We start from the raw sequence: 21,901 nt of genomic DNA on the forward strand, positions 1-21,901 counted from the left end.
GACCTGTCCTAGAGCCCGAGTTCCGCTTTGGCGAGGATGTTCCGTTGAATCTCGTTGCTGCCGGCGTAGATCGAGCCGGCGCGGTCGTTGAAGTAGCGCAGCGGTGCGACCGCCTGCCAGGGCTCTCCGCTGACGTAGCCGTCGGCGGGTGGCTCGTATTCGGTCACCGGGCCGCCGGGACGGGTGGCGTGCGGCTGGTACACCCGGCCGCGCGGGCCTGCGGTCTCCAACGCGAGTTCGGTGATCAACTGGCTCAACTCGGTGGAGAGCACCTTGAGCATCGACGACGCCGTGCCCGGGTTGCCGCCCTCTGCGACGACCGCCAGCGTCCGGAACTCGAGGATCTCAAGCACCTCGGTGCGGATGCGGACGTCGGCGAGTTTGCGCGCGAACGCGGGGTCATCGATCAGCGGGCCGCCGTGCGGGCCGGTCTGCTGCGTTGCGGCAGTGGCGATCTCCTCGGCCATCACCTGAAGAGCCGGTGCGGTGGCCCCGCCGCCGCGCTCGAACTCGAGCAGGTACTTCGCGACGGTCCAGCCGTCGTCGATGCGGCCCAGCACGTTGGCCTTGGGCACCCGCACGCTGTCGAAGAACACCTGGTTCTGCACCTCTTCACCCGAGGTCATGACGAGTGGGTGCACCTCGATGCCGGGCGAGTCCATCTCCAACAGGATGAAGGTGATGCCCTGCTGTTTGCGTTCCAGGCGTGACGTGCGCACCAGGGCGAACATCCAGTTGGCCTCGGTTGCGTGCGTGGTCCAGATCTTGCTGCCGGTCAGGATCAGATCATCCCCGTCATCGACGGCGGCCATCTGCAGCGACGCAAGGTCACTGCCGGACTCCGGCTCGGAGTAGCCCTGGCAGAAGAACACCTCGCCGGTAAGGATCCGAGGCAGGAAGAACGCCTTCTGCTCCGCGGTGCCGAACTTGATGATCGCGTGCGCGACCATTCGGATGCCCATCGGCGACAGCGACGGCGCACCGGCCAGGGTCGACTCGCGGCTGAAGATGTAGTGCTGGGTCAGTGTCCAGTCGCAGCCGCCGTACTCGACAGGCCACGCCGGGGCGGCCCAGCCGCGCTCGTGCAGGATCGCCTGCCACGCCATGCTCGCCTCGTGGTCGGCGTACACGCTGGTCATCAGTCGTCCGGCGGCGCGCAGATCGGGGGTGAGCTTTTCGTCGAGGAACCCTCGCACTTCATCGCGGAAGGCGCGGTCCTTCTCCGACCACTCTAGGTCCATGGTTGTCCTCTGTTGGGTGGTGTGACCGTACACGGCTTGTCTGTCATGGTAGGGATAGATCCGATATTTGATCAAATCTAGGGCGGGTTTGGGGTCGTTTCGCGGCGCGCATGGTGCGGCCATGGTGTTCGTGTCGTGCGGATCGGTAGCAGGATGTCCGGGTGAGCCACTTTCGGTACTGCGTGATCGGCGGCGGAATCGTCGGGCTGTCCACGGCGTATCACCTGCTCGAGGCTGATCCCGACGCCTCCGTCCTGGTGCTGGAGGCCGAGCGTGACGTCGCGTCACACCAGACCGGGCACAACAGCGGCGTCATCCACTCCGGCATCTACTACGAACCGGGCAGCCTCAAGGCCACGCTGTGCAAGGCGGGGGAGAAGGCGACCAAAGAGTTCTGCGCGCAGCACGACATTCCGTTCGAGGAGTGCGGCAAGCTCATCGTGGCCACCACCTCAGCCGAATTGGCCCGGATGGCGGGACTGGAACGACGCGCAGAAATCAACGGCATTGCATACCGCCGCGTGAGCGCCGACGAGTTGGCTGAACTGGAGCCCAACGTCACCGGCCTGGCGGCCCTGCACCTGCCGCGCACCGGCATCGTGGACTATCCGCGAATCGCCCGGAAACTGGCGGCGTTGGTGGCGGCCCAGGGCGCTGTGGTGCGTACGGGAGCACGCGTGGTGGCGATTGCGGAGTCCGCGCAACGGGTTTCGGTGTCGACCCAGGACGGCTCGGTGACCTGCGATCGGCTGATCGCGTGCGCGGGACTTCAGTCCGACCGCCTCGCGCAGATGGCCGGACTGAACATCGACACCCAGATCCTGCCGTTCCGCGGCGAGTACTTCAGGCTGCCGTCGCACCGCGCGGGGTTCGTCACGCGGTTGATCTATCCGGTGCCCGATCCCGACCTCCCCTTCCTCGGAGTGCATCTGAGCCCCACGATCGACGGTGCCATCACGGTCGGCCCCAACGCCGTGCTGGGCCTGGCCCGTCAGCGCTATCCCAAGTTCTCGGTCGACGCCGCCGATGTCGCCCGGATGGCCCGCTTCCCGGGAACCTGGCGGGTCGCCAGCCGCAACGTCGGGGTCGGTCTGCGCGAGATCCGCAACTCGCTGTTCAAGAGCAGCTATCTACGGGAGTGCCGCAGATATGCACCGGCACTGCAGAAGTCGGACCTGCTGCCCGTTCCGGCGGGCATTCGGGCGCAGGCGGTCCGGCGGGACGGCACACTGCTGCACGACTTCGTGCTCGAGAAGACCAATCGCATGGTGCACGTGCTGAACTCGCCGTCGCCGGCCGCGACCGCCGCACTGCCGATCGGTGCGCACCTCGCGTCGGTGGCCGTCAGTCGCTGAGCGCGGCGTCGACCGCGTCGACCGACAGGATCCGGTCGAGGACCAACACGGCTGATCCCTGCGCGGCCGAGCGGTCGCCGAGGGATGCGGGCACCACCTGCAGGGTGCGCGTGGCCAGCGCGGTCGCGTTGCCGTACAGCGTTTCTCGCAAACCGGCCACCAGGATGTCGTACGCGCCGGTCATGTCCCCACCGATGACCAGCACCGCGGGATTGAGCAGGTTCACGGCTGCCGCGATCGCTTCACCGATGTGTCGTCCGCTGTCACGAAGCAGGCGCCGTGCCTCCGGTTCGCCGCGATGCGCGAGCTGCACCACGTCGCGCACGTGATGCACCGCGTGGCCCTGGTGCTGCAGTGTGCGCACCATCTGCCAGCCACCCGCGATGGCCTCCAGGCAGCCGGTGTCCCCGCAGCGGCACAGAACCCCCTGGGCGGCAGGGACTTTGTTGTGTCCGAACTCGCCGGCGGCACCGACCGCGCCGCGCTGCAGCACTCCGCCGGCAATGATGCCCGCGCCCAGCCCGGTCGAAAGCTTGAGCAGCAGGAGATCCTCCACGTCGCGGTGCCCACCCCGCCACTCGGCCAGCGCCATGGCGTTGGCATCGTTGTCGGTCACCACCGGAGCGGAGGTGAGGCCGGAGAAGTACGGGGCCAGCGCGACGCCGTCCCACCCGCTCATGACCGGAGAGTCCAGGCTTGCGCCCGCGGCCAGATCGACCGTGCCCGGCAGGCTCACGCCGACACCGCGCACCTCCGCGGCCTCATGTCCGGTTTCGGTCAGCAGCACCTCCAGGCGCGTGACCAGATCGCGCATCACCTCGTCGGGCCCGGGTGCACCGTCCAGGTCGACCTCGGCATGGGCCCTGACCCGGCCCGCGAGGTCGGTGATCGCCAATTGGGTGCGACTGCGGCCGATCGCCACGGCCGCGACCACGCCCGCGTCGGCGTTGAACCGCAGCAGTGTGGGCGGTCGGCCCCCGGTGGACGGCCCCTCCTCATGCTCGATGACCAGACCGCGGTCGGACAGTGCCGCGACGCGAGCGGCCACAGCGGTCCGGGACAGCCCGGTGGCATGCCGCAGTTCGCTGCGCGTGGTGGCGACGCCGTCGCGGATCAGGGCAAACAGCTCGCCAGGGGACGCCGACCGCGGGTGCGGCGAGCGCCTGAGCATGGACATGGGGCCTATTTAACAATCCATGCTTTATGTCAGCAATGCCTGAAAGCCTCATCACTTATGCCTGAAAAAGACGTAAGTAGACGAGAAATGTGTTGAAAGAACCGTTAGGCTGGGTCACGAACAGGTGTTCTGCAACGGCGCAGGAGCCCTCCTGACGAGACCGGAAGCGGGATGACCGTGACGACTGCCGCTGTGCCCACCGCCCTGGTGGCGCCGCCGCCCGCGGCCTTGAGGTTGGCCGTGCTGGCGCTGGCGCTCGGGGGTTTCGGCATCGGCACCAACGAGTTCGTCGCCATGGGCCTGCTGCCCGACATCGCAGCGGGTCTGGGTGTCAGCGAGCCTTCGGCCGGGCATGTCATCTCGGCGTACGCGCTCGGTGTGGTGATCGGCGCACCCGTCATCGCCGCGCTGACCGCCAAGGCTCCCCGCAAGGCGCTGCTGGTGGCCCTGATGGCGGTGTTCGTCCTGGGCAACGTGGCAGCTGTCGTCGCTCCGACCTACGGCACGCTGGTGGCCGCGCGGTTCGTCGCGGGTCTGCCGCACGGGGCGTATTTCGGAATCGCCGCACTTGTGGCCGCGCGCCTGCTGGGCCCGGGGAACCGCGCCAAGGCCGTCGCGCAGGTCATGACGGGCCTGACGGTCGCCACCGTGATCGGTGTACCGCTGGCATCGTGGCTCGGCCAGCACCTGGGCTGGCGCAGCGCCTTCGTCCTCGTCGTCGGGATCGGCCTCACGACGATCGTCGCGCTGTGGCTGTGGCTTCCCAGCGTCGGCGCCACCCACACCAGCAGTCCGCTGACCGAACTCGGTGCGCTCAAACGCCCGCAGGTGTGGCTGGCGCTGGGCGTCGGCATGGTCGGCTTCGGTGGGATGTTCGCCGTCTACACCTACGTGGCGACCACGCTGACCGACGTCACGGGCGTGGGCCGGGGGTGGGTTCCCATCGGGCTCATGGTGTTCGGAGCGGGAATGGTCGTCGGCAACGTGCTCGGCGGCAGGCTCGCCGACTGGTCGGTGATCCGCAGCCTGTACGCGACGATGGCCGCGTTGGGCGTCGCGCTGGCGGTGTTCGTTGTCGCATCCCACAACTCGATCACCGCTCTGATCGTGCTGTTCGTGATCGGTGCCAGCGGTGCGGCGATCGCACCCGCACTGCAGACCCGGCTGATGGACGTCGCCGCCGACGCCCAGACCCTGGCCGCCGCCCTGAACCACTCGGCACTCAACATCGCCAACGCGGCGGGCGCCTGGATCGGCGGGCTGGTGATCGCCGCCGGGTTCGGCTACACCGCTCCCGCGGCAGCGGGAGCACTGCTGGCGGCAGCGGGCCTGGTGATCCTCACCTGCTCGGTGCTGTTGCAGCGAAAGGAGGTTGACGCATGACCCACATCGAGTTGCATCTGCCCGGACGGATGCGCGTGACACTGACCACGGGGATCGCGGGCCTGGGCCTGCGCGTGCAGCGCAAGCCCGCCGTCTGAGTCAGGCTGAGGTCGCAGCGGCCTCGTCGGCGTACTTGTGCTCCTGAGGCCACAGGTCGAAGGTCTGGGTGATCCAGAAGGTCGCAAACGACGCGATCAACAGGACCTCGGGCCAGAACACCGCCCCCTCGGTGAACAGGCACACCACGGCCCAGCCCACGCCGATCACCATCAGCACCGCCGTCGCGGTGTAGATGGCGGTGTACTTGTCGGTCTCGGCCCACAACGCGTAGTGGCAGACGACACCGGTCATCGCCACGAACATCGCGATCGCCGCACAGCCGTGGGCCTTGTCGGCGAACGTCTGGGGGCTGACGATGAGGACCACCACTCCGAAGGCCACCACCAGGCCGCCGAGGATCCGCACCGTCACCTCGAGTTTCGTGCGCCGGACCCGGGTCGCGCGCGAATTCCCCTGCACCGCATCGACGATCACAAAGAGCGCATAACCTGCTGCGACCGCGATCAGCAGCGCGTAGATGTTGTTGGGGATCGGCGCGTCGGTGTCGGTGTTCCGCGGCAGCCACAACCCGCAGGCCGTCGGCTCGGGATCTCGGCAGTCCGGGCGCGCGGTCGGGACAAGGGCGACGACGAACGCCATGAAGCCGGCGAAGTTCAGCAGCATGTCCTCGGTGATGGCCTCGCCCTTGTACACGATGAGCCCGAGTCCGGTGGCACCCAGGGACGCCACGAAGATGCCGTGACTGACGGTGTAGTAATACGCGCTCACCGAGTCCTGCGGCGCACCCGTGGTCACGCGTGTGATGACGACCGACGCGGTCAGCGCGGCCACCGCGGCGACCAGGCTGATCCGCAGGGTCCGATAGGTCGACAGCGTGGTCTCTGGTTCGACGTACCTGCGCGTGGTGCGATCGACGTCGGTCATGAGAACTCAGCAGCAGCGGGCGCCGGGGTTGGCCTCGACGGCGGCGTCGCGCATCCGCCAGTACTCCCGTTCGGTGCAGACCGGCTCATCGGGGTGCACCCGCCGCCGGTGCTCAACGTACCGGCGGTAGTGGTTGTCACCCATCAATGTGGAGAAGTACCAACGGATCTGCTGGCTGAGGCGGGCAGCGCGTCCCATTGTTTCTGCACCTCCTTCTCTGCGGCCGTCGGGATCATGCCGGACGGGGCGAAGATGCGTGAGGGCACGGGTTCGTCCTCGGCCAGCGGCCGACCGACCCCGCGAACGGAGCGCAGCGCCATGACAACTCCGGCCGTGAAGACGATCAGCACCAACACCGCGAACACGATCGAGAGCGTGCCCTGGATGAAGGTGTTGCGGATGACGGCGTCGATCTGCCCCGGATCCTTGGCCGCGCCGAACGACGTCTGGCCGGCGTCCCTGGCCGCGACGTACTGCGAATGCTGCTTCCAGTAACCGACTTTGGGGTCGGCCGAGAAGATCTTCTGCCACGATGCGGTCATCGTCACCGTCAGGTCCCACAGCAGCGGGACACCTGGGATCCAGGCCCACTTGAGGTGACCCTTCTTGATCACCACCACGGTGACCACGGTCAGCGCGATGGCCGCGAGAAGTTGGTTCGCGATGCCGAACAGCGGGAACAGCGTGTTGATTCCGCCCAGTGGATCGGTGACGCCCATCAGCAGGATCGAACCCCAGGCGGCGACGACGATCACGCTGCACGCCCACGCGCCGACCCGCCAACTCGGGTTGCGCAGCTTCTTCAACGGGCCGCCCAGGTTGCCCAGGCCGTCGGACAGCATGAACCGCGCGACGCGGGTGCCCGCGTCCACGGTCGTCAGGATGAACAGGGCCTCGAACATGATCGCGAAGTGATACCAGAACGCCTTGAGGCTCGCACCGCCGAACACCTGGTGCAGCACCTCCGACATGCCGAACGCCAGCGTCGGCGCACCGCCCGTGCGGGACACGATCGAATTCTCGCCGACCCCTTCGGCGGCCGCGGTGATCTCCTCGGCGGTGATCGGGGCACCGGAGAGGCCGAGGCCGTTGACGTACTCGGCGGCCGACTCCGCGGCACCGCCGGTTGCGGCGGCGGGTGCGTTCATCACGAAGTACAGGTGCTGGTTCAGGATGCACGCGGTGATCAGCGCCATGATCGCGACGAATGATTCGGTCAGCATGCCGCCGTAGCCGATCAGCCGCATCTGGCTCTCCTTCTCGAGGAGCTTGGGCGTGGTGCCCGAGGAGATCAGCGAGTGGAAGCCCGACAGTGCGCCGCAGGCGATGGTGATGAACAGGAATGGGAACAGCGACCCGGCGAACACCGGGCCGTCCCCGCGGGTGGCGAACTGCGAGATGGCCGGTGCCTCCATGAGGGGCCGGGCCAACAGGATGCCGACCGCAAGCAGTGCGATGGTGCCCACCTTCATGAAGGTCGACAGGTAGTCGCGCGGTGCGAGCAGGAACCACACCGGCAGCACCGACGCCGCCAGACCGTAGATGATGATGCACCACGACAGGGTGACCTTTGACAGCGTGAACCAGTCGGCGCCCCACGAGGTCTCGGCGACCCAGCCGCCGGAGACCACGGCCAGCAGCAGCAGCGCGACGCCGATCAACGACACTTCGGAGACCCGGCCCGGCCGGAGGAACCGCAGATACAGGCCCATGAAGATGGCGATCGGGATGGTCATCGCGATCGAGAAGACGCCCCAGGGACTTTCGGCCAGCGCGTTGACCACCACCAGCGCCAGCACGGCCAACAGGATCACCATGATGACCAGCACGCCGATGATCGCCGCGGCACCGCCGACCACGCCGAGTTCGTCGCGCGCCATCTGACCCAGCGAGCGTCCGCGCCGGCGGGTCGAGATCGCGAGCACCAGGTAGTCCTGCACACAGCCCGCGACCACCGCGCCGATGATGATCCAGATGGTGCCCGGCAGGAAGCCCATCTGGGTGGCCAGCACCGGTCCGACGAGGGGACCGGCGCCCGCGATCGCGGCGAAGTGGTGCCCGTAGAGCACCCGCCGGTCGGTCGGCATGTAGTCGGTGCCGTTCTCGAAGATCTCGGCGGGCGTGGCGTTCTCGTCCTTGGGCTTGACGATCTTCATCTCGATCAACCGGGCGTAGAACCGGAAACCGATGATGTACGTGCAGATCGCGGCGAGCACGAACCACACGGCGTTGACGGTCTCACCCCGGAAGAACGCAATGATCGCCCAGGCGATGGCGCCGATCAGGGCGATGGTGCCGAAGATTGCCTTGTGTTTGGTGGTGATGGGGGAGCGGTCGATGATCGCGACCGGCGGCAGGTCCGCGTCGGTGCGAATGTAGGTGATGTCGCCGACCGTCTCCTCGAGACGCTCCGGCGAAGCGGCGGATGTGGCCACGTGTCTCAGATCCCTCCGGTGTCTGTGGTCTTGACTGCGATCCTTGCACTGCGGACCGGGGAATCGAAGCAAATGGGTCGGCTCAGCGCTCGAAGATCGCGCGCACCGCGTCCACCGTGTCCGCCTCAGCGGGGGATTTGTCGTCCCGGTAGCGCACGACACGGGCGAATCGCAGTGCCATGCCCGCGGGGTACCGGGTGGAGGCCTGCACGCCGTCGAACGCGATCTCGACGACCTGCTCCGGTCGAAGCCGCACCACATAGCCGTCGGTCGGCCCGTCGGCGAGTTCGGTGAACCGCTTCGTCTGCCAGTCCAGCATCGCGTCGGTCATGCCCTTGAAGGTCTTACCCAGCATCAGGTATCCGCCGGTGGCCGGATCTCGCGCGCCCAGATGGATGTTCGACAGCTTCCCGGTGCGCCGCCCCGACCCCCATTCGACCGCGAGCACCACCAGATCGAGGGTGTGCACGGGTTTGACCTTGAGCCATCCGGCACCACGGCGGCCAGCCTCGTAGCCCGTGCTCGGGGATTTGGCCATCACACCTTCGTGCCCGGCGTCCAGGGTCGCGGTCAGAAACGACTCCGCGGCCCGCACATCCGAGGTGTGCAGACGGTCGACCCGGTGCTGCGCTGGCACCACGGCATCGAGTGCGGCCAGTCGCTCGGCGGCGGGCGCGTCGAGCAGATCGGTGCCGTCGAGGTGCAGCAGGTCGAAGAAGAACACCGACAGGGGTGTGTCGGGTGTGTCGCCGCCGCCGCGGCGTCCGAATCGTGAGGCCGTGACCTGGAATCGGTGCGGCCGCCCGTCCGGTTGCAGCGCGATCGCCTCGCCGTCGGCGATGAAACTGCGCACCGGGAGGGCCCTCGCGGCATCGACCACCTCCGGCAGCCGGGCTGTGACGTCGTCGAGGCTGCGGGTGTACACCGTGACCTCGGCGTCGTTGCGATGGACCTGGACGCGGGCGCCGTCCAGCTTGGCCTCGAAAATGCCTGTGCCACCGAGCTTCTCCAACGCCTCGGCGACCCCGGAGGCGGTCTGCGCCAACATCGGGCCGACGGGACGGCCGACTTTCAGGGTGAACTCCGCGAGTGCGGCCGGACCCCCGGTGAGCGCCGCGGCGGCGACCGAGGGCAGTTCCCCGCCCAGCATCGCGGCGCGGCGGACCTGCGCTGCGGGCAGGTTCGCGGCCTTCGCGACGGCGTCGGCCATCAGTCCTCGAAGCGCGCCTTGGCGCAGCTCGCCGCCGAGAAGCGCACGCAGGAAGGCCTGTTCGTCGCCGGTTGCGGCGCTGAACAGCCCGGTGAGCAGAGTCGATCGGCGGGCCTGCGACCCCGCACCGGCGACCGCGCCGATCGCGGTGAACGCGGAGTCGACCTCGGCGACGGTCAAGGTGGGGGTGGCGGCGGCGGGCGGAAGGGAACGCAGCGCGGCCCAGCCGACGCCGATCTGGCGTTGGGGCAGGTCCCCGGACAGCCACGCGACGATCACCGCGACCTGCTGGGCCGAGCCCTCGGCGGCCGCGCGGGTCAGCAGGTCGGCGATGTGCCGGGCCTTGGCCAGCCGCGACGAGGTCGCGCCCACCTCGCGTGAGGCCGCGGTGACGTCGTGGAGCAGCATGACATCGATTATCGGACCGAGAACGACACGGCATGCCAGCCCGTCGCCCCGTCGGGCACCGGCAGCGCGTACTCCTCGGTCTGCAGCTGGCCCGTGTTGTCGCGGGCCCGGACCGTGATGGTGTGGACGCCCGGGGACTCGGCCCGCCACGGGAGACTCCAGAGCCGCCACGTGTCACCCGAGTAGCTCGCGCCGAGTTCGGCCGGTTGCCAGATCCCCGTGGCACTGGGGGTGTCGATCCGCACCTCCACGGCGCGCACGCCGCGGTTCTGCGCCCACGCCACCCCGCCGAAGGTCACCGGGCCCACCGGCACGACCTGACCGCTGCGCGGGACGTCGATGCGTGAGGAGGTCTTGATGGGTCCGCGCGGGGACCAGCCCAACTTCGTCCAGTACGCCTGCGCGCGGTCGAATCTGGTGAGTTCGAGGTCGACCACCCATTTCGTGGCCGACACATAGCCGTAGAGTCCGGGCACCACGAGGCGGGCCGGGTATCCGTGCTCAGGCGGCAGGGGCTGGCCGTTCATGGTGATGGCCAGCAGCGCGTCCCGACGATCGGTGAGGGCGTCGACGGGAGACCCGGCGGTGAAACCGTCGATCGAGGTCGACAGCACCATGTCGGCTTCGGGGCGCACGCCCGCCCGCGCCAGCAGATCGCGGACCCGGTAGCCGGTCCAGACCGCGTTGGAGATCAGATCGCCACCGATCGGATTCGACACACACGTCAGCGTGACGACCTTCTCGATCAGTTCGAAGTCCGCCAGATCCTCGAAGGCAAAGGTGATTTCGCGATCGACCAGGCCATGGATGCGCAGGCGCCACTGGTCTCGGGGCAACTGCGGCACCGCGAGCGCGGTGTCGATGCGGTAGAAGTCGGCACTGCTCGTGACGAAGCTGGGCAGCGTGACACCGCGTGGTTGGACGTCCTCGGGGATGGGTGGTGCCCGGACACCGGGGGTGGGGGCGGTGAAGGCGTCACGGTCCGCGTCGACGGAGTGCAGTCGCCGGGACCACGCGACGCCGGCGACACCTCCGACGATGCCGAGGCCCAGGACGCCGAGTGCGGCGAGAACGCGCCGACGCTCGGTGTCGGGAGTGCGCTGTCGCAGCAGCAGCCGCAACGCGGCGATGCCGCAGACCGCACCGATGAGGGCGGGGATCGCGTCGGCCACCCCGGCTCCCGGCCGGCTGAGCACCGCGGCGGCGCCGGCGACACCCGCCACCGCGATCGCGATGCTGCCCACGGGCCTGCGCCGGGTCTCGGCCCCGCCGGTGACGGCGGCGAGCACCAGGATGACGACCACGATCACGACGGACAGGAACACCTTGTCGGCCGTGCCGAAGGTCTGGATCGCCCACTCCTTGACCGGACCCGGGGTGTGGTCGATGACTGTCGACCCGACGGCGGTGCGCGCGTCCGCCTCCGGGCCGAACGGGACGGCAGCGAGTTGGGCGACACCGAGCGCCAAGAGCGCCGCAGCCACCCCGAAGACCGTGCGCTGACCGCGCGGCGCCTCCATAGCCGCCAAGGTACCGAGCGCCGAGCACCCTCGCTGAGTACCGGATACTCAATTCCCCGGGGTGGGTTCCCCAGACGTGACAGGACCCGCTAAATTTGTAACTCAAATCAGGCGAGGAGGACATCTATGGAGATCAACGGCAAGAAGGCGATCGTCGTGGGCGGCGCGTCCGGCATGGGCCGGGCCTCGGCGGAGCTGCTCAAGGCCAAGGGCGCCGACGTGGCGATCCTGGACCGGGAGGGTTCCGACGGCAAGGAGGTCGCGCAGGAGCTGGGCGGCACGTTCCACGCGGTCGACGTCACCGATTTCGAGGGCACCGAGGAGACGCTGGCCGCGGCCGTGGCCGACCTCGGCGGGCTGCACGTCATCGTCACCACCGCGGGCGGCGGCATCGGCGAGCGCACGCTGGGCAAGTCGGGTGTGCACAGCCTCGACTCCTTCCGCAAGACCATCGACCTGAACCTCATCGCGACGTTCAACATCAGCCGGTTGGCGGCGTCGCACATGGCCAAGAACGAGCCGGAGGACGAGGAGCGCGGCGTCATCATCAACACCGCGTCGATCGCGGCGTTCGAGGGCCAGATCGGGCAGGTCGCCTACACCGCGGCCAAGGCGGGCATCGCGGGTATGTGCCTGACCATGGCCCGCGACCTGGGCTCATTGGGCATCCGCGTGCTCGCGATCGCGCCGAGCCTGTTCGCCACCGGTCTGACCAAGGGCATCCCGGACGAGTTCGCCACCGCGCTGACCAAGGACGCGGCGTTCCCGAAGCGCCTCGGCCGCCCGGAGGAGTACGGCAAGCTCGTGACCGCGATCGTCGAGAACCCGATGCTCAATGGCCAGTGCCTGCGCCTGGACGCCGGGCAGCGGTTCGCACCCAAGTAAGACGTCCACGACGGGTGGGCGCCACGGAGTGGACCGAGAAAAGTACACTCTTTGGCGTCACCCGCGCCGGGGCGGGATGCAGCACGCGAAGGGACACAGCTGGGTATGGGTATCGCACTGACCGATGATCATCGTGAACTCGCCGACGTGGCGCGGTCGTTCCTGACCGCACAGAAAGCCCGCGCGGCGGCCCGCGAACTGCTGGACGCCCCCGACGAGTCCCGTCCGGCGTTCTGGGACGACCTCGCCGGGGTGGGCTGGCTGGGCCTGGCGGTCCCCGAGGAGCACGGCGGTTCCGGCTACGGACTGCCCGAACTCGTGGTCGTGGTCGAGGAACTGGGCCGTGCGGTCGCGCCGGGCCCATTCGTGCCGACCGTGGTGGCCTCGGCGACCATCGCCGCCTTCGGCAGCGCCGAACAGCAGGCCAAGCTGCTGCCGGGGCTCATCGACGGAAGCCGGATCGCGGCCGTCGGATTCGGCGGTGAGCTGACCGTCACCGGCGGCAGGGTCTCGGGCGACGCCGGAGTCGTGCTGGGTGCGGGTCTGGCCGATGTGCTCCTGCTCGCCGCCGGCGACGACGTCGTGGTGATCGACCGCACCGCCGACGGCGTCACGGTCGAGGTGCCCGCCAATCTGGACCCCACCCGGCGATCCGGGCGCGTGGTGCTGACCGACGTCTCGGCGGACGACGTCCTCGCCGGTGCACGCGACGGAGCGCTGGCCCGCGCCCGTGCGCTGTTCGCCGCTGAGGCCGCGGGTGGTGCCTCCGACTGCGTCGACTCCGCGGTCGAGTACGCCAAGGTCCGCGAACAGTTCGGCCGCACGATCGCGACTTTCCAGGCGGTCAAACATCATTGCGCCAACATGGCGGTCGCCGCCGAGTCGGCCATCGCACTGGTCTGGGATGCGGCGCGGGCCGCGGCCGAAGACGCCGACAACGCCGAAGAGCAGTTCCAGCTCATGGCCGCCTCGGCCGCGGCACTGGCGTTCCCGGCCTACGTGCGCAACTCCGAACTGAACATCCAGGTGCACGGCGGCATCGGCTTCACCTGGGAGCACGACGCACATCTGCACCTGCGCCGGGCCCTGTCGGTGCGCGCGGTGCTGGGCGGGGACGCGCCCGCTGTGGACGTCTTCGACCGCACGGAGGCCGGCGTCAAGCGCGCCAACAGCCTGGACCTGCCGCCGGAGGCCGAGACGCTGCGGGTGTCGGTTCGCGCCGACGTCGAAGAGATCGCCGGAATCAGCGACGAGCAGGGCCAACTCGACAAGCTGATCACCACCGGCTATGTCATGCCGCACTGGCCCAAGCCGTTCGGGCGGGCCGCCAACGCCGTCGAGCAGTTGGTCATCGACCAGGAGTTCCGTAAGGCCGGCGTCAAGCGCCCGGACTACTCGATCACCGGGTGGGTCATCCTGACGCTGATCCAGCACGGAACCCCGTCGCAGATCGAGCGATTCGTCGATAAGGCGCTGCGCAAGGAGGAGATCTGGTGCCAGCTGTTCTCCGAGCCTGACGCCGGTTCGGACGCCGCGGGCATCAAGACCCGGGCCACCCGGGTCGAGGGCGGCTGGAAGATCAACGGCCAGAAGGTGTGGACCAGCGGTGCGCACTACTGCCGCCGCGGTCTGGCCACCGTGCGCACCGATTTCGACGTGCCCAAGCACGCCGGCATCACCACCGTGATCATCGACATGAAGGCGCCCGGAGTCGAGGTCCGGCCGCTGCGCATGATCTCGGGCGGGTCAGAATTCAACGAGGTCTTCTTCAACGACGTCTTCGTACCCGACGAGGACGTGGTCGGCGAACCCAACACCGGATGGACCGTCGCACGCGCGACGCTCGGCAACGAGCGCGTCAGCATCGGTGGCGGTTCCGGAGTCAGCGGTATCGCCGCCGACACGCTGATCCCGCTGGCGAACGCCCACCCGGATCGCGTGGCGGGGGTCAAGGTTCGGATCGGCACCCACATCGCCGATGAGCACGCCGTGCGCCTGCTGAACCTGCGCCGGGCGGTGCGCAGCATCGAGGGCGCCGGGCCAGGCCCCGAGGGCAACATCACCAAGCTCAAGATCGCCGAGGGCATGAACGAACATGCGGCGATCGCGGTTTCGCTGTACGGCGCCGACGCGGCACTGTTCGACGGCCCGGCCGCGATGGCGACGCTGATGGCGCTGGGTGCGCGCGGGATGGCCATCGCCGGCGGCACCTCGGAGGTCACGCGCAACCAGATCGCCGAGCGGATCCTGGGCATGCCGCGGGATCCCCTGATCAAGTAGGCGGTGGTGGCCGCCGAGTCACCGGGTCCGAGGGCCGCGCAGATCGCCGCGCTCATCGAAACCGAGATCATCCGGCGCGGATGGCCGATCGGTGAGTCCCTCGGATCCGAGGCGGCACTGCAGGTGCAGTACTCGGCCAGTCGATCGGTGCTGCGGGAGGCCGTCCGACTGGTCGAACACCATCAGGTTGCCCGGATGCGCAAGGGCCCCAACGGTGGTCTGGTGATCACCGAACCCGACGCCGCGCCCGCGACCCGCGCGATGGTGATCTACCTCGAGTACGCCGGGGTGACGATCGACGAACTCCTGGCGGCGCGCCTGCTGCTGGAACCGCTGGCCTCCGGACTGGCGGCCGAACGCATCGACGAGGCCGGAATCGATCGACTGCGAACCAGTCTCGCGGCGTCGGGGTCACCGCGCCGCCATGACGAGTTCCACGTTGCGCTCGCCGAACTCACCGGAAACTCGGTGCTGGCGCTGTTCGTCGACATCCTGACGCGGCTCACAGCGCGCTACGCCCTCGACACCCGACTGCCGTCGGAGACCGAGGTCTCCGACACCGTGCGGCGGCTGTCGGCCGACCACGCCGGGATCGTGGAGGCCATCACCGCCGGTGACAGTGCGCGGGCCAAGACGCTCACCGGCGAGCATGTCCGCATGGTGACCGACTGGCTGCGTCAGCACTACCGTTCCGGAACCCGCCGAACCGCCCCGGTGACCACCGAGCCGGGAAAACGGGCGGAGGTGCTGGCGGCCCAGATCCGCCGTGACATCGCCGCGGGCGGGTGGCGGACCGGTTCGGTGTTCGGCGCCGAGACCGACCTGCTTGACCGTTATGCGGTGTCGAGATCTGTTCTGCGGGAAGCGGTTCGGCTGCTCGAATACCACACGGTCGCGCGGATGCGGCGCGGCCCCGGGGGCGGTCTGATCGTGACGGAGCCGCAACCCGGAGCAGCGCTGGACACCATCGCGCTCTACCTGGAGTACCGCCGTCCCACGGCCGCCGACGTGCGCCAGGTGCGGGAGGCGATCGAGGTGGACAACGTCGTCACCGTGGTGCAGCGGCGCGCCGACCCGGCCGTGGCGGCCTTCCTGGCCGAACACGGTACGGCCGAGGCGCCCCCATCGGACGTCGAGAGCGTGGGGCAGGCCGAACTGTGCTTCCACAACGGCATCGCCGACCTGGCCGGCAACCGCGTCCTCAACATGTTCCTGGGCATCCTGGTCGAACTGGTCCGCAGGCATTGGACTCCGACGCAGCAACCCGTTCCGGCCCCCGCCGACGTGGCGGACATGCACCACGCGCACGTCCGCATCATCGAGGCGATCCGCAGCGGGGACACCAGCCTGGCCCAACACCGGTCCCGGCGTCACCTCGAAGCGCTGTCGTCCTGGTGGATGCACGCCTAGTGTGGGGCGATGCCCACTGTCGCCGATCACGTCATCTCCGCGCTGCAGCTGAGCGGTGTGCACCGGGTCTACGGACTGCCGGGTGACAGCCTCAACGGATTCACCGACGCCATCCGGCGCGCCGACGGGTTCACCTGGGAGCACGTCCGGCATGAGGAGGCCGCGGCGTTCGCGGCCGCGGCCGACGCCGCGCTCACGGGCCGGCTCGCGGTCTGCGCGGGCAGCTGCGGCCCGGGCAATCTGCACCTGATCAACGGCCTGTTCGACGCGCAGCGCAGCAGGGTGCCGGTGCTGGCGATCGCCGCGCACATCCCACGCGCCGAGATCGGCTCGCAGTATTTCCAGGAGACCCACCCGCAGGACCTGTTTCGCGAATGCAGTGTGTACTGCGAACTGATCAGCACCCCCGAGATGGCGCCGCGCATCCTGGAGATGGCCATGCGCACCGCGGTCGAGGAGAACGGCGTCGCCGTCGTCGTCGTGCCGGGGGAGGTGCTGCTGGCCAAGGCGCCCGGGCAGTGGTCACCGCATCCGGTGCTGCCGGCCCGATCCGTCGTGCGACCGGACGAGCAGTCGCTGTCCAACGCGGCGAGAATCCTCAACGACGCCGAGCGGATCACGATCCTCGGCGGCGCCGGGGTGGCCGGCGCGCACGACCAACTGCTGGCGCTGGCGGGGACGCTGCAGGCACCGATCGTGCACGCACTGCGGGGCAAGGAGTTCATCGAATACGACAACCCCTACGACGTCGGCATGACGGGACTGCTGGGCTTCGCCTCGGGATACAAGGCGATGAAGGAGGCCGATGTCCTGCTGATGCTGGGCACCGACTTTCCCTACCCGCAGTTCTATCCCGAGCACGCCACGGTGATCCAGGTCGACATCCGCGGGCGAAACCTGGGGCGGCGCACGCCCGTTGACGTCCCCCTGGTCGGCTCGGTGGCCGACACCCTGGAGGCGTTGGCGCCGCTGCTGACCCCGCACCGCGACAGCACCCACCTGAACCGCTGCCTCGACCACTATCGCCGGACTCGCAGGCGTCTCGACGATCTGGCGGTCAACGATCGCGACCGCGCCCCGATCAGGCCCGAATACGTTGCCGCCCAAGTCAGCTCATTGGCCTCCGAAGACGCGGTGTTCACCGTCGATGTCGGCTCGCCGGTGGTGTGGGCGGCCAGATATCTGGGGATGAACGGCCGTCGACGGCTGCTCGGATCGTTCAATCACGGCACCATGGCATGTGCGCTGCCGTTGGCGCTGGGCGCCCAGACCGTCGACCGCGGGCGGCAGGTGGTCGCGTTGGCGGGTGACGGCGGTTTGACGATGCTCTTCGGTGAGCTCATCACGCTGGTGCAGAACCGGTTGCCCGTGAAGGTGGTGGTGTTCAACAACTCGTCGCTGAACTTCGTCGAACTGGAGATGAAGGCCGCGGGCATCGTGAACTTCGGCACCGAGCTGACCAACCCGGACTTCGCCGCGGTGGCCCAGTCCCTGGGCATCTTCGGTCGACGCGTGGAGAAGCCCGGTGACCTCGACGGCGCGCTGGCGGCCGCGTTCGCCCACGACGGTCCCGCCCTCATCGACGTCGTCACGGCACGTCAGGAGCTGTCCATTCCGCCGACCATCACCGCAGAACAGGCCAAGGGCTTCTCGCTGTACGCGATCCGCACGATCCTGGCCGGACGCGCCGACGAACTGCTGGACCTGGTCAGCACGAACGTGGCGCGCCGGATTCTGGACTGAGCCTCAGCGCACCACGACGGTGCTGGGCTCGCGCGGTGCTCCCAACATGTCCCGAGGCGACGGTGGCTGCCTGCCGTCCTCGTCGGTGATCCCGTACCGCAGTGCGAGTTCGGCCCCGATCAGGGCGTGACCGCTCAGCGTCGCAAGATCGGGATCGCGGTACAGCGCATCGAGGACATGGCCGGTGAACTCCGGGGTCTCGGCGTGCTGGGAGAACTGCGCCAGCCCGGCCGGGTTGTCGGTGAAGGCGGCCCGCAGCTTCTCGGTGAGCAGGATGCCCATCCAGATCGACACGGCGGCCACACCGGTGCCGCGGAAATCGACGGCCATGTCCGCGACCATCTTGTCGACGCCGGCCTTCTGCGCACCGTAGGCCGGGCCGTGCATGTAGCAGACCGCGCCAGGGGAGGAGGTGAACGCGATCAGACCGCGGTCCCGCTGAATGAGAAGCGGTGCGGCGTGCCATGTGGCGCTGTACGACGATCGAAGTCCCACGTCTAAGATATCGGCCAACCGAAGGGGCTTCTCCCAGAATGGTTTCGGGCTCACCAATTCGTCGGCGACCGCGGCGGCGTTGTTCACCAGCAGATCCAGCCGACCCTCGTCCCGGCTCACGCGGTCGAAGAGGGTGGCCACCGCCGCGTCGTCCCGATGGTCCACCCGCACAGGAACGACGCCATCGGGCGTGTCCCCGCTGCGTCCGGTCCCATAGACCCGCCACCCTCGCGCGGCCAGCGCCGTGGCGATGCCCCGACCGGCTCCTCGGGTGGCGCCGGTCACCACGGCCACGGGCGTCTCGTGCGTCATACCGCGAGATTACGGCGTCACCTTCCCAGCTAGTGTGCGAGCTGTGACCGACCTCGCGAAGTACGGGCCGTGGGCAGTGATCGCCGGGGGCTCAGAAGGCGTGGGCGCGGAGTTCGCGGCGCAACTGGCGGCCGACGGCTTCAACCTCGTGCTGATCGCCCGCAAACCCGGCCCGCTGGAGGAGACCGCCGACCGCTGCCGCAGCCTCGGCGCCGACGTGCGCACGGTGTCTGTGGACCTGCTGGATCCGGATGCGGTCTCGCAGATCACGGCCACCACCGATGACCTCGAGGTCGGGCTGTTGATCTACAACGCCGGCGCCAACACCTGCAGTGAACCGTTCCTGGACGGCGAGCTCGCCGACTTCGGCCGCGTCATCGACCTCAACATGACCCGAATGCTGGAGCTGGTGCAGCACTACGCGCGCCTGATGCGCCCGCGCGGCCGGGGCGGCGTGCTGCTCGTCGGATCGATGGTCGGCACGCACGGATCGATGCGGCATTCGGTGTACGCCGGTGTCAAGGCGTTCGGTCGGCTGTTCGCCGAGAGTCTCTGGCTGGAACTTCGTGAGCACGGGATCGACGTCCTGGAGCTGGTGCTGGGCGTGACCCGCACGCCCGCCATGGCCCGCGTGGGGTTGAACTTCGATGTGCCCGGGCTGACGGTGTCCGAGCCCGCCGACGTGGCGCGCGAAGGCCTGGCGAATCTCGCCGCCGGTCCGGTGTTCATCGCGGGCGGGAACGCCGATGCCGTGCATCAGGGCAGCGGACCGGACCGGGCCGGCATCGTGCTCGGGGCGCATCGCCGGATCCAGCAGCTGCTGGGCAGGCAGTGAGGCCGATGCGGCTGGGGCTGTCGACACCCGGGGTGATCCAGATGCCGGGCGTCGCCGCCGGCTGGGAGGCCGGGCTGACCCCTGCCGACCTGGCGACCGTGGCCAGGGCCGCCGACGAACTGGGCTACGACTACCTGACCTGCGCCGAACACGTCGCGGTGCCGGTCGCCGAGCGTGCCCGTCGCGGGGACGTCTACTGGGATCCGGTGGCCACGTTGAGTTACCTCGCGGCGCACACCAGCAGGATCCGGCTGGCCACCTCAGTGGTGGTGCTGGGGTATCACCACCCCCTGCAGATCGCCAAGAGTTACGGCACTGTCGACGTGCTCAGCGGTGGCCGCCTGGTGCTCGGTGTCGGGGTGGGATCGCTGCAACCCGAGTTCGAGCTTCTGGGGGCAGCGTTCGAGGATCGCGGCGCGCGCGCCGACGACGCGCTGCGGGCGTTGCGGGCGTGCCTGTCGGAATCCGAGCCGGCCTACGACGGCGAGTACTACGCGTTCTCGGGCATGTCGGTGCGGCCATGCGCCGTGCAGTCCCATGTGCCGATCTGGGTCGGAGGCAGAACCAGACGGTCCCTGCGCCGTGCGGTCGCACTGGCCGACGGCTGGATGCCGTTCGGGCTCGCGCCGGATGCGCTGCAGACCATGCTGCGGTCCGTGGATCTGCCCGACGGTTTCGAGGTCGTGCTCAGCACCACGGCGCTGGACCCCGCGGCCGACCCGAAGCGTGCCCGGACGCAGCTTCGCGCCCTGCGCGCGGTCGGCGCGACCGCGGTCACCTGCACCGTCAGCGCGGTGTCCGCCGAGCACTACTGTGAACAGTTGGCAGCACTGAGGGGGCTTGCACAGGAGCTGGAGGGCGATCCCGCATGAGCGAACTCGACGACCTGCTGGCCCGCGTGCGCCAACTCGAGGATGAGCGTGACATCGCGCGGATGATCGCCTCCTATGGTCCCGCCGTCGACGCCGGGGACGCCGACGCGACGGCCCGGCTGTGGGCGGCCGACGGCGTGTACGACGTCGAGGGCTGGCAGATGGGCTCCCGGGCCGACGTCCACGCCATGGTGAGTTCGTCGTCGCATCAGGCGCTGGTGGCCAAGGGCTGCAGCCATTTCCTCGGACCGTGTGTCGTCACGGTCACCGGGGACGACGCGGTGGCGGTGTGCGAATCCCTGGTGCTGGTCAACGATGGTGACGGCTTCCGTGTCTGGCGCGCCACGGCCAACCATTTCGCGCTGCGCCGCGGTGCGCATGGGTGGGAGATCACTCGGCGCACCAGCCGGCTGCTCAACGGCGATGCGGGCGCGCACGGCCTGCTGCGCGCCGGGCTGAGCGGCACACAGGTCTGATCGGAACGGAAGACGGAGGAATCATGGGGACGTATGCGGTGACCGGGTCGGCGTCGGGGATGGGACGTGCGGCGGCCGACAGGCTGCGCGCCGCGGGACACACCGTGATCGGGGTGGACCTGCGCGACGCGGAGGTCATCGCCGACCTGTCGACACCGCAGGGGCGACAGACGGCGGCCTCCGGAGTGCTCGACGCGGCCGGCGGCCGACTCGACGGAGCCGTGCTGGCCGCGGGCGTCGGCCCGACGCCGGGTAAGGACCGCCCGCGGCTGATCCTGCAGATCAACTACTTCGGTGTCGTCGAACTCCTCGAAGCCTGGCGGCCCGCACTGGCATCGGCTGGAAACGCCAAGGTGGTGGTGGTCGCGAGCAATTCGACCACCACCGTGCCGGTGGTGCCGCACCGGACCGTCCGCGCCCTGCTGGCCAAAGACGCCGACCGCGCGCTGCGTCCGCTGCGCAAGTTCGGCAAGGGCGCGCCGTCGATCGCCTACGCCGGATCCAAGATCGGGGTGGCGCGCTGGGTCCGCCGGATGGCGATCACCCGGGACTGGGCCGGCGCCGGGATCCGGCTCAACGCGATCGCGCCGGGGGCGATCATGACCCCGCTGCTGCAGAAGCAGCTGGACACCCCGTCCGAGGCCAAGGCCGTCAACTCCTTCCCGGTGCCCATCGGTGGATTCGGCGAGCCCGACGACCTCGCCGCCTGGATGGAGTTCATGCTGTCGGACAAGGCCGACTTCCTCTGTGGCAGCGTTATTTTCGTCGACGGCGGGTCCGACGCCTACTTCCGCGCCGACGACTGGCCGGGTGCGGTCCCGGTGGCCGGTCTGCCGCGGTACCTGTGGCGGTTCGCCAGGTACAAGCGCTCCCGCTGAGC

General features: G+C 69.1%; 18 protein-coding genes. 10 read left to right on the forward strand and 8 right to left on the reverse strand.

The window, feature by feature from the left end; all coding sequences use genetic code 11:
• Nucleotides 1-8: 8 nt before the first annotated feature.
• Nucleotides 9-1,241, reverse strand: a complete 1,233-nt coding sequence (locus A5727_RS12140) for an acyl-CoA dehydrogenase family protein (RefSeq protein ID WP_068249332.1) — start codon at nt 1,239-1,241, stop codon at nt 9-11.
• A 161-nt stretch (nt 1,242-1,402) separates the two neighbouring features.
• Here A5727_RS12140 and lhgD point away from each other — a divergent pair, with 161 nt between their 5' ends.
• The gene (gene lhgD, locus A5727_RS12145) at nt 1,403-2,596 is read left to right on the forward strand and encodes an L-2-hydroxyglutarate dehydrogenase (protein WP_068249333.1); all 1,194 of its coding nucleotides are present in this window, start codon (nt 1,403-1,405) and stop codon (nt 2,594-2,596) included.
• On the opposite strand, the gene A5727_RS12150 is transcribed toward lhgD, so the two are convergent.
• Nucleotides 2,586-3,767 carry an ROK family protein gene (locus A5727_RS12150; protein WP_068249421.1) on the reverse strand — a complete coding sequence of 394 codons (1,182 nt, stop codon included), beginning with the start codon at nt 3,765-3,767 and terminating at the stop codon, nt 2,586-2,588. The genes lhgD and A5727_RS12150 overlap by 11 nt on opposite strands.
• A gap of 177 nt (nt 3,768-3,944) precedes the next feature.
• Between A5727_RS12150 and A5727_RS12155 the strand changes: the two genes are divergently transcribed.
• On the forward strand, nt 3,945-5,156 hold the full coding sequence (locus A5727_RS12155; RefSeq protein ID WP_068249336.1) for an MFS transporter: 1,212 nt from the start codon (nt 3,945-3,947) through the stop codon (nt 5,154-5,156).
• A 99-nt stretch (nt 5,157-5,255) separates the two neighbouring features.
• Here the strand turns inward: A5727_RS12155 and A5727_RS12160 are convergent, their stop codons facing one another.
• From A5727_RS12160 to A5727_RS12175, 5 genes are all read right to left on the reverse strand, one after another.
• Nucleotides 5,256-6,140 (reverse strand): hypothetical protein, encoded by an 885-nt coding sequence (locus A5727_RS12160; RefSeq protein ID WP_068249338.1) that lies wholly within the window; start codon nt 6,138-6,140, stop codon nt 5,256-5,258.
• A 6-nt stretch (nt 6,141-6,146) separates the two neighbouring features.
• Nucleotides 6,147-6,338 carry a YbdD/YjiX family protein gene (locus tag A5727_RS26970; RefSeq protein WP_082949759.1) on the reverse strand — a complete coding sequence of 64 codons (192 nt, stop codon included), beginning with the start codon at nt 6,336-6,338 and terminating at the stop codon, nt 6,147-6,149.
• The gene (locus A5727_RS12165; protein WP_068249340.1) at nt 6,284-8,575 is read right to left on the reverse strand and encodes a carbon starvation CstA family protein; all 2,292 of its coding nucleotides are present in this window, start codon (nt 8,573-8,575) and stop codon (nt 6,284-6,286) included. The genes A5727_RS26970 and A5727_RS12165 overlap by 55 nt, the downstream gene beginning before the upstream one ends.
• Nucleotides 8,576-8,657: 82 nt before the next feature.
• Nucleotides 8,658-10,193 (reverse strand): ATP-dependent DNA ligase, encoded by a 1,536-nt coding sequence (locus A5727_RS12170; protein ID WP_068249342.1) that lies wholly within the window; start codon nt 10,191-10,193, stop codon nt 8,658-8,660.
• Nucleotides 10,194-10,201: 8 nt separating this feature from the next.
• Nucleotides 10,202-11,713 carry a molybdopterin-dependent oxidoreductase gene (locus A5727_RS12175; RefSeq protein ID WP_068249344.1) on the reverse strand — a complete coding sequence of 504 codons (1,512 nt, stop codon included), beginning with the start codon at nt 11,711-11,713 and terminating at the stop codon, nt 10,202-10,204.
• Between the two features lie 126 nt (nt 11,714-11,839).
• On the opposite strand from A5727_RS12175, the gene A5727_RS12180 reads away from it, so the two are divergent.
• The 4 genes from A5727_RS12180 (at nt 11,840) to poxB (ending at nt 18,031) form a co-directional block, all read left to right on the forward strand.
• Nucleotides 11,840-12,598, forward strand: coding sequence for an SDR family NAD(P)-dependent oxidoreductase (locus tag A5727_RS12180; protein WP_068249346.1), 759 nt, complete (start codon nt 11,840-11,842; stop codon nt 12,596-12,598).
• A gap of 105 nt (nt 12,599-12,703) precedes the next feature.
• Entirely contained in the window at nt 12,704-14,878 is a 2,175-nt protein-coding gene (locus A5727_RS12185) for an acyl-CoA dehydrogenase family protein (RefSeq protein WP_068249348.1), read from the forward strand.
• 6 nt (nt 14,879-14,884) lie between these two features.
• Nucleotides 14,885-16,288 carry a FadR/GntR family transcriptional regulator gene (locus A5727_RS12190; protein ID WP_068249422.1) on the forward strand — a complete coding sequence of 468 codons (1,404 nt, stop codon included), beginning with the start codon at nt 14,885-14,887 and terminating at the stop codon, nt 16,286-16,288.
• A gap of 9 nt (nt 16,289-16,297) precedes the next feature.
• Complete coding sequence (gene poxB, locus A5727_RS12195; RefSeq protein ID WP_068249350.1) at nt 16,298-18,031, forward strand: ubiquinone-dependent pyruvate dehydrogenase; 1,734 nt, start codon at nt 16,298-16,300, stop codon at nt 18,029-18,031.
• Between the two features lie 3 nt (nt 18,032-18,034).
• Here poxB and A5727_RS12200 read toward each other — a convergent pair whose 3' ends face one another.
• Nucleotides 18,035-18,838, reverse strand: a complete 804-nt coding sequence (locus A5727_RS12200; RefSeq protein ID WP_068249352.1) for an SDR family NAD(P)-dependent oxidoreductase — start codon at nt 18,836-18,838, stop codon at nt 18,035-18,037.
• Between the two features lie 43 nt (nt 18,839-18,881).
• Here A5727_RS12200 and A5727_RS12205 point away from each other — a divergent pair, with 43 nt between their 5' ends.
• Genes A5727_RS12205 through A5727_RS12220 form a run of 4 tightly spaced genes read left to right on the forward strand, consistent with a single transcriptional unit; the run spans nt 18,882 to nt 21,899 of the window.
• On the forward strand, nt 18,882-19,673 hold the full coding sequence (locus A5727_RS12205; protein WP_068249354.1) for an SDR family NAD(P)-dependent oxidoreductase: 792 nt from the start codon (nt 18,882-18,884) through the stop codon (nt 19,671-19,673).
• Nucleotides 19,674-19,678: 5 nt separating this feature from the next.
• Nucleotides 19,679-20,545: an LLM class F420-dependent oxidoreductase gene (locus tag A5727_RS12210; protein ID WP_068249356.1), complete on the forward strand. Its 867-nt coding sequence runs from the start codon at nt 19,679-19,681 to the stop codon at nt 20,543-20,545.
• Nucleotides 20,542-21,021 carry a nuclear transport factor 2 family protein gene (locus A5727_RS12215; RefSeq protein WP_068249358.1) on the forward strand — a complete coding sequence of 160 codons (480 nt, stop codon included), beginning with the start codon at nt 20,542-20,544 and terminating at the stop codon, nt 21,019-21,021. Before A5727_RS12210 ends, A5727_RS12215 begins: the two co-directional genes overlap by 4 nt.
• A gap of 23 nt (nt 21,022-21,044) precedes the next feature.
• A complete protein-coding gene (locus A5727_RS12220; protein ID WP_068249360.1) occupies nt 21,045-21,899 on the forward strand; it encodes an SDR family oxidoreductase in 855 nt (284 codons plus the stop codon).
• Nucleotides 21,900-21,901 lie beyond the last annotated feature (2 nt).

The sequence above is a fragment of the Mycobacterium sp. ACS4331 genome, assembly GCF_001667265.1.
GTDB lineage: Bacteria > Actinomycetota > Actinomycetes > Mycobacteriales > Mycobacteriaceae > Mycobacterium.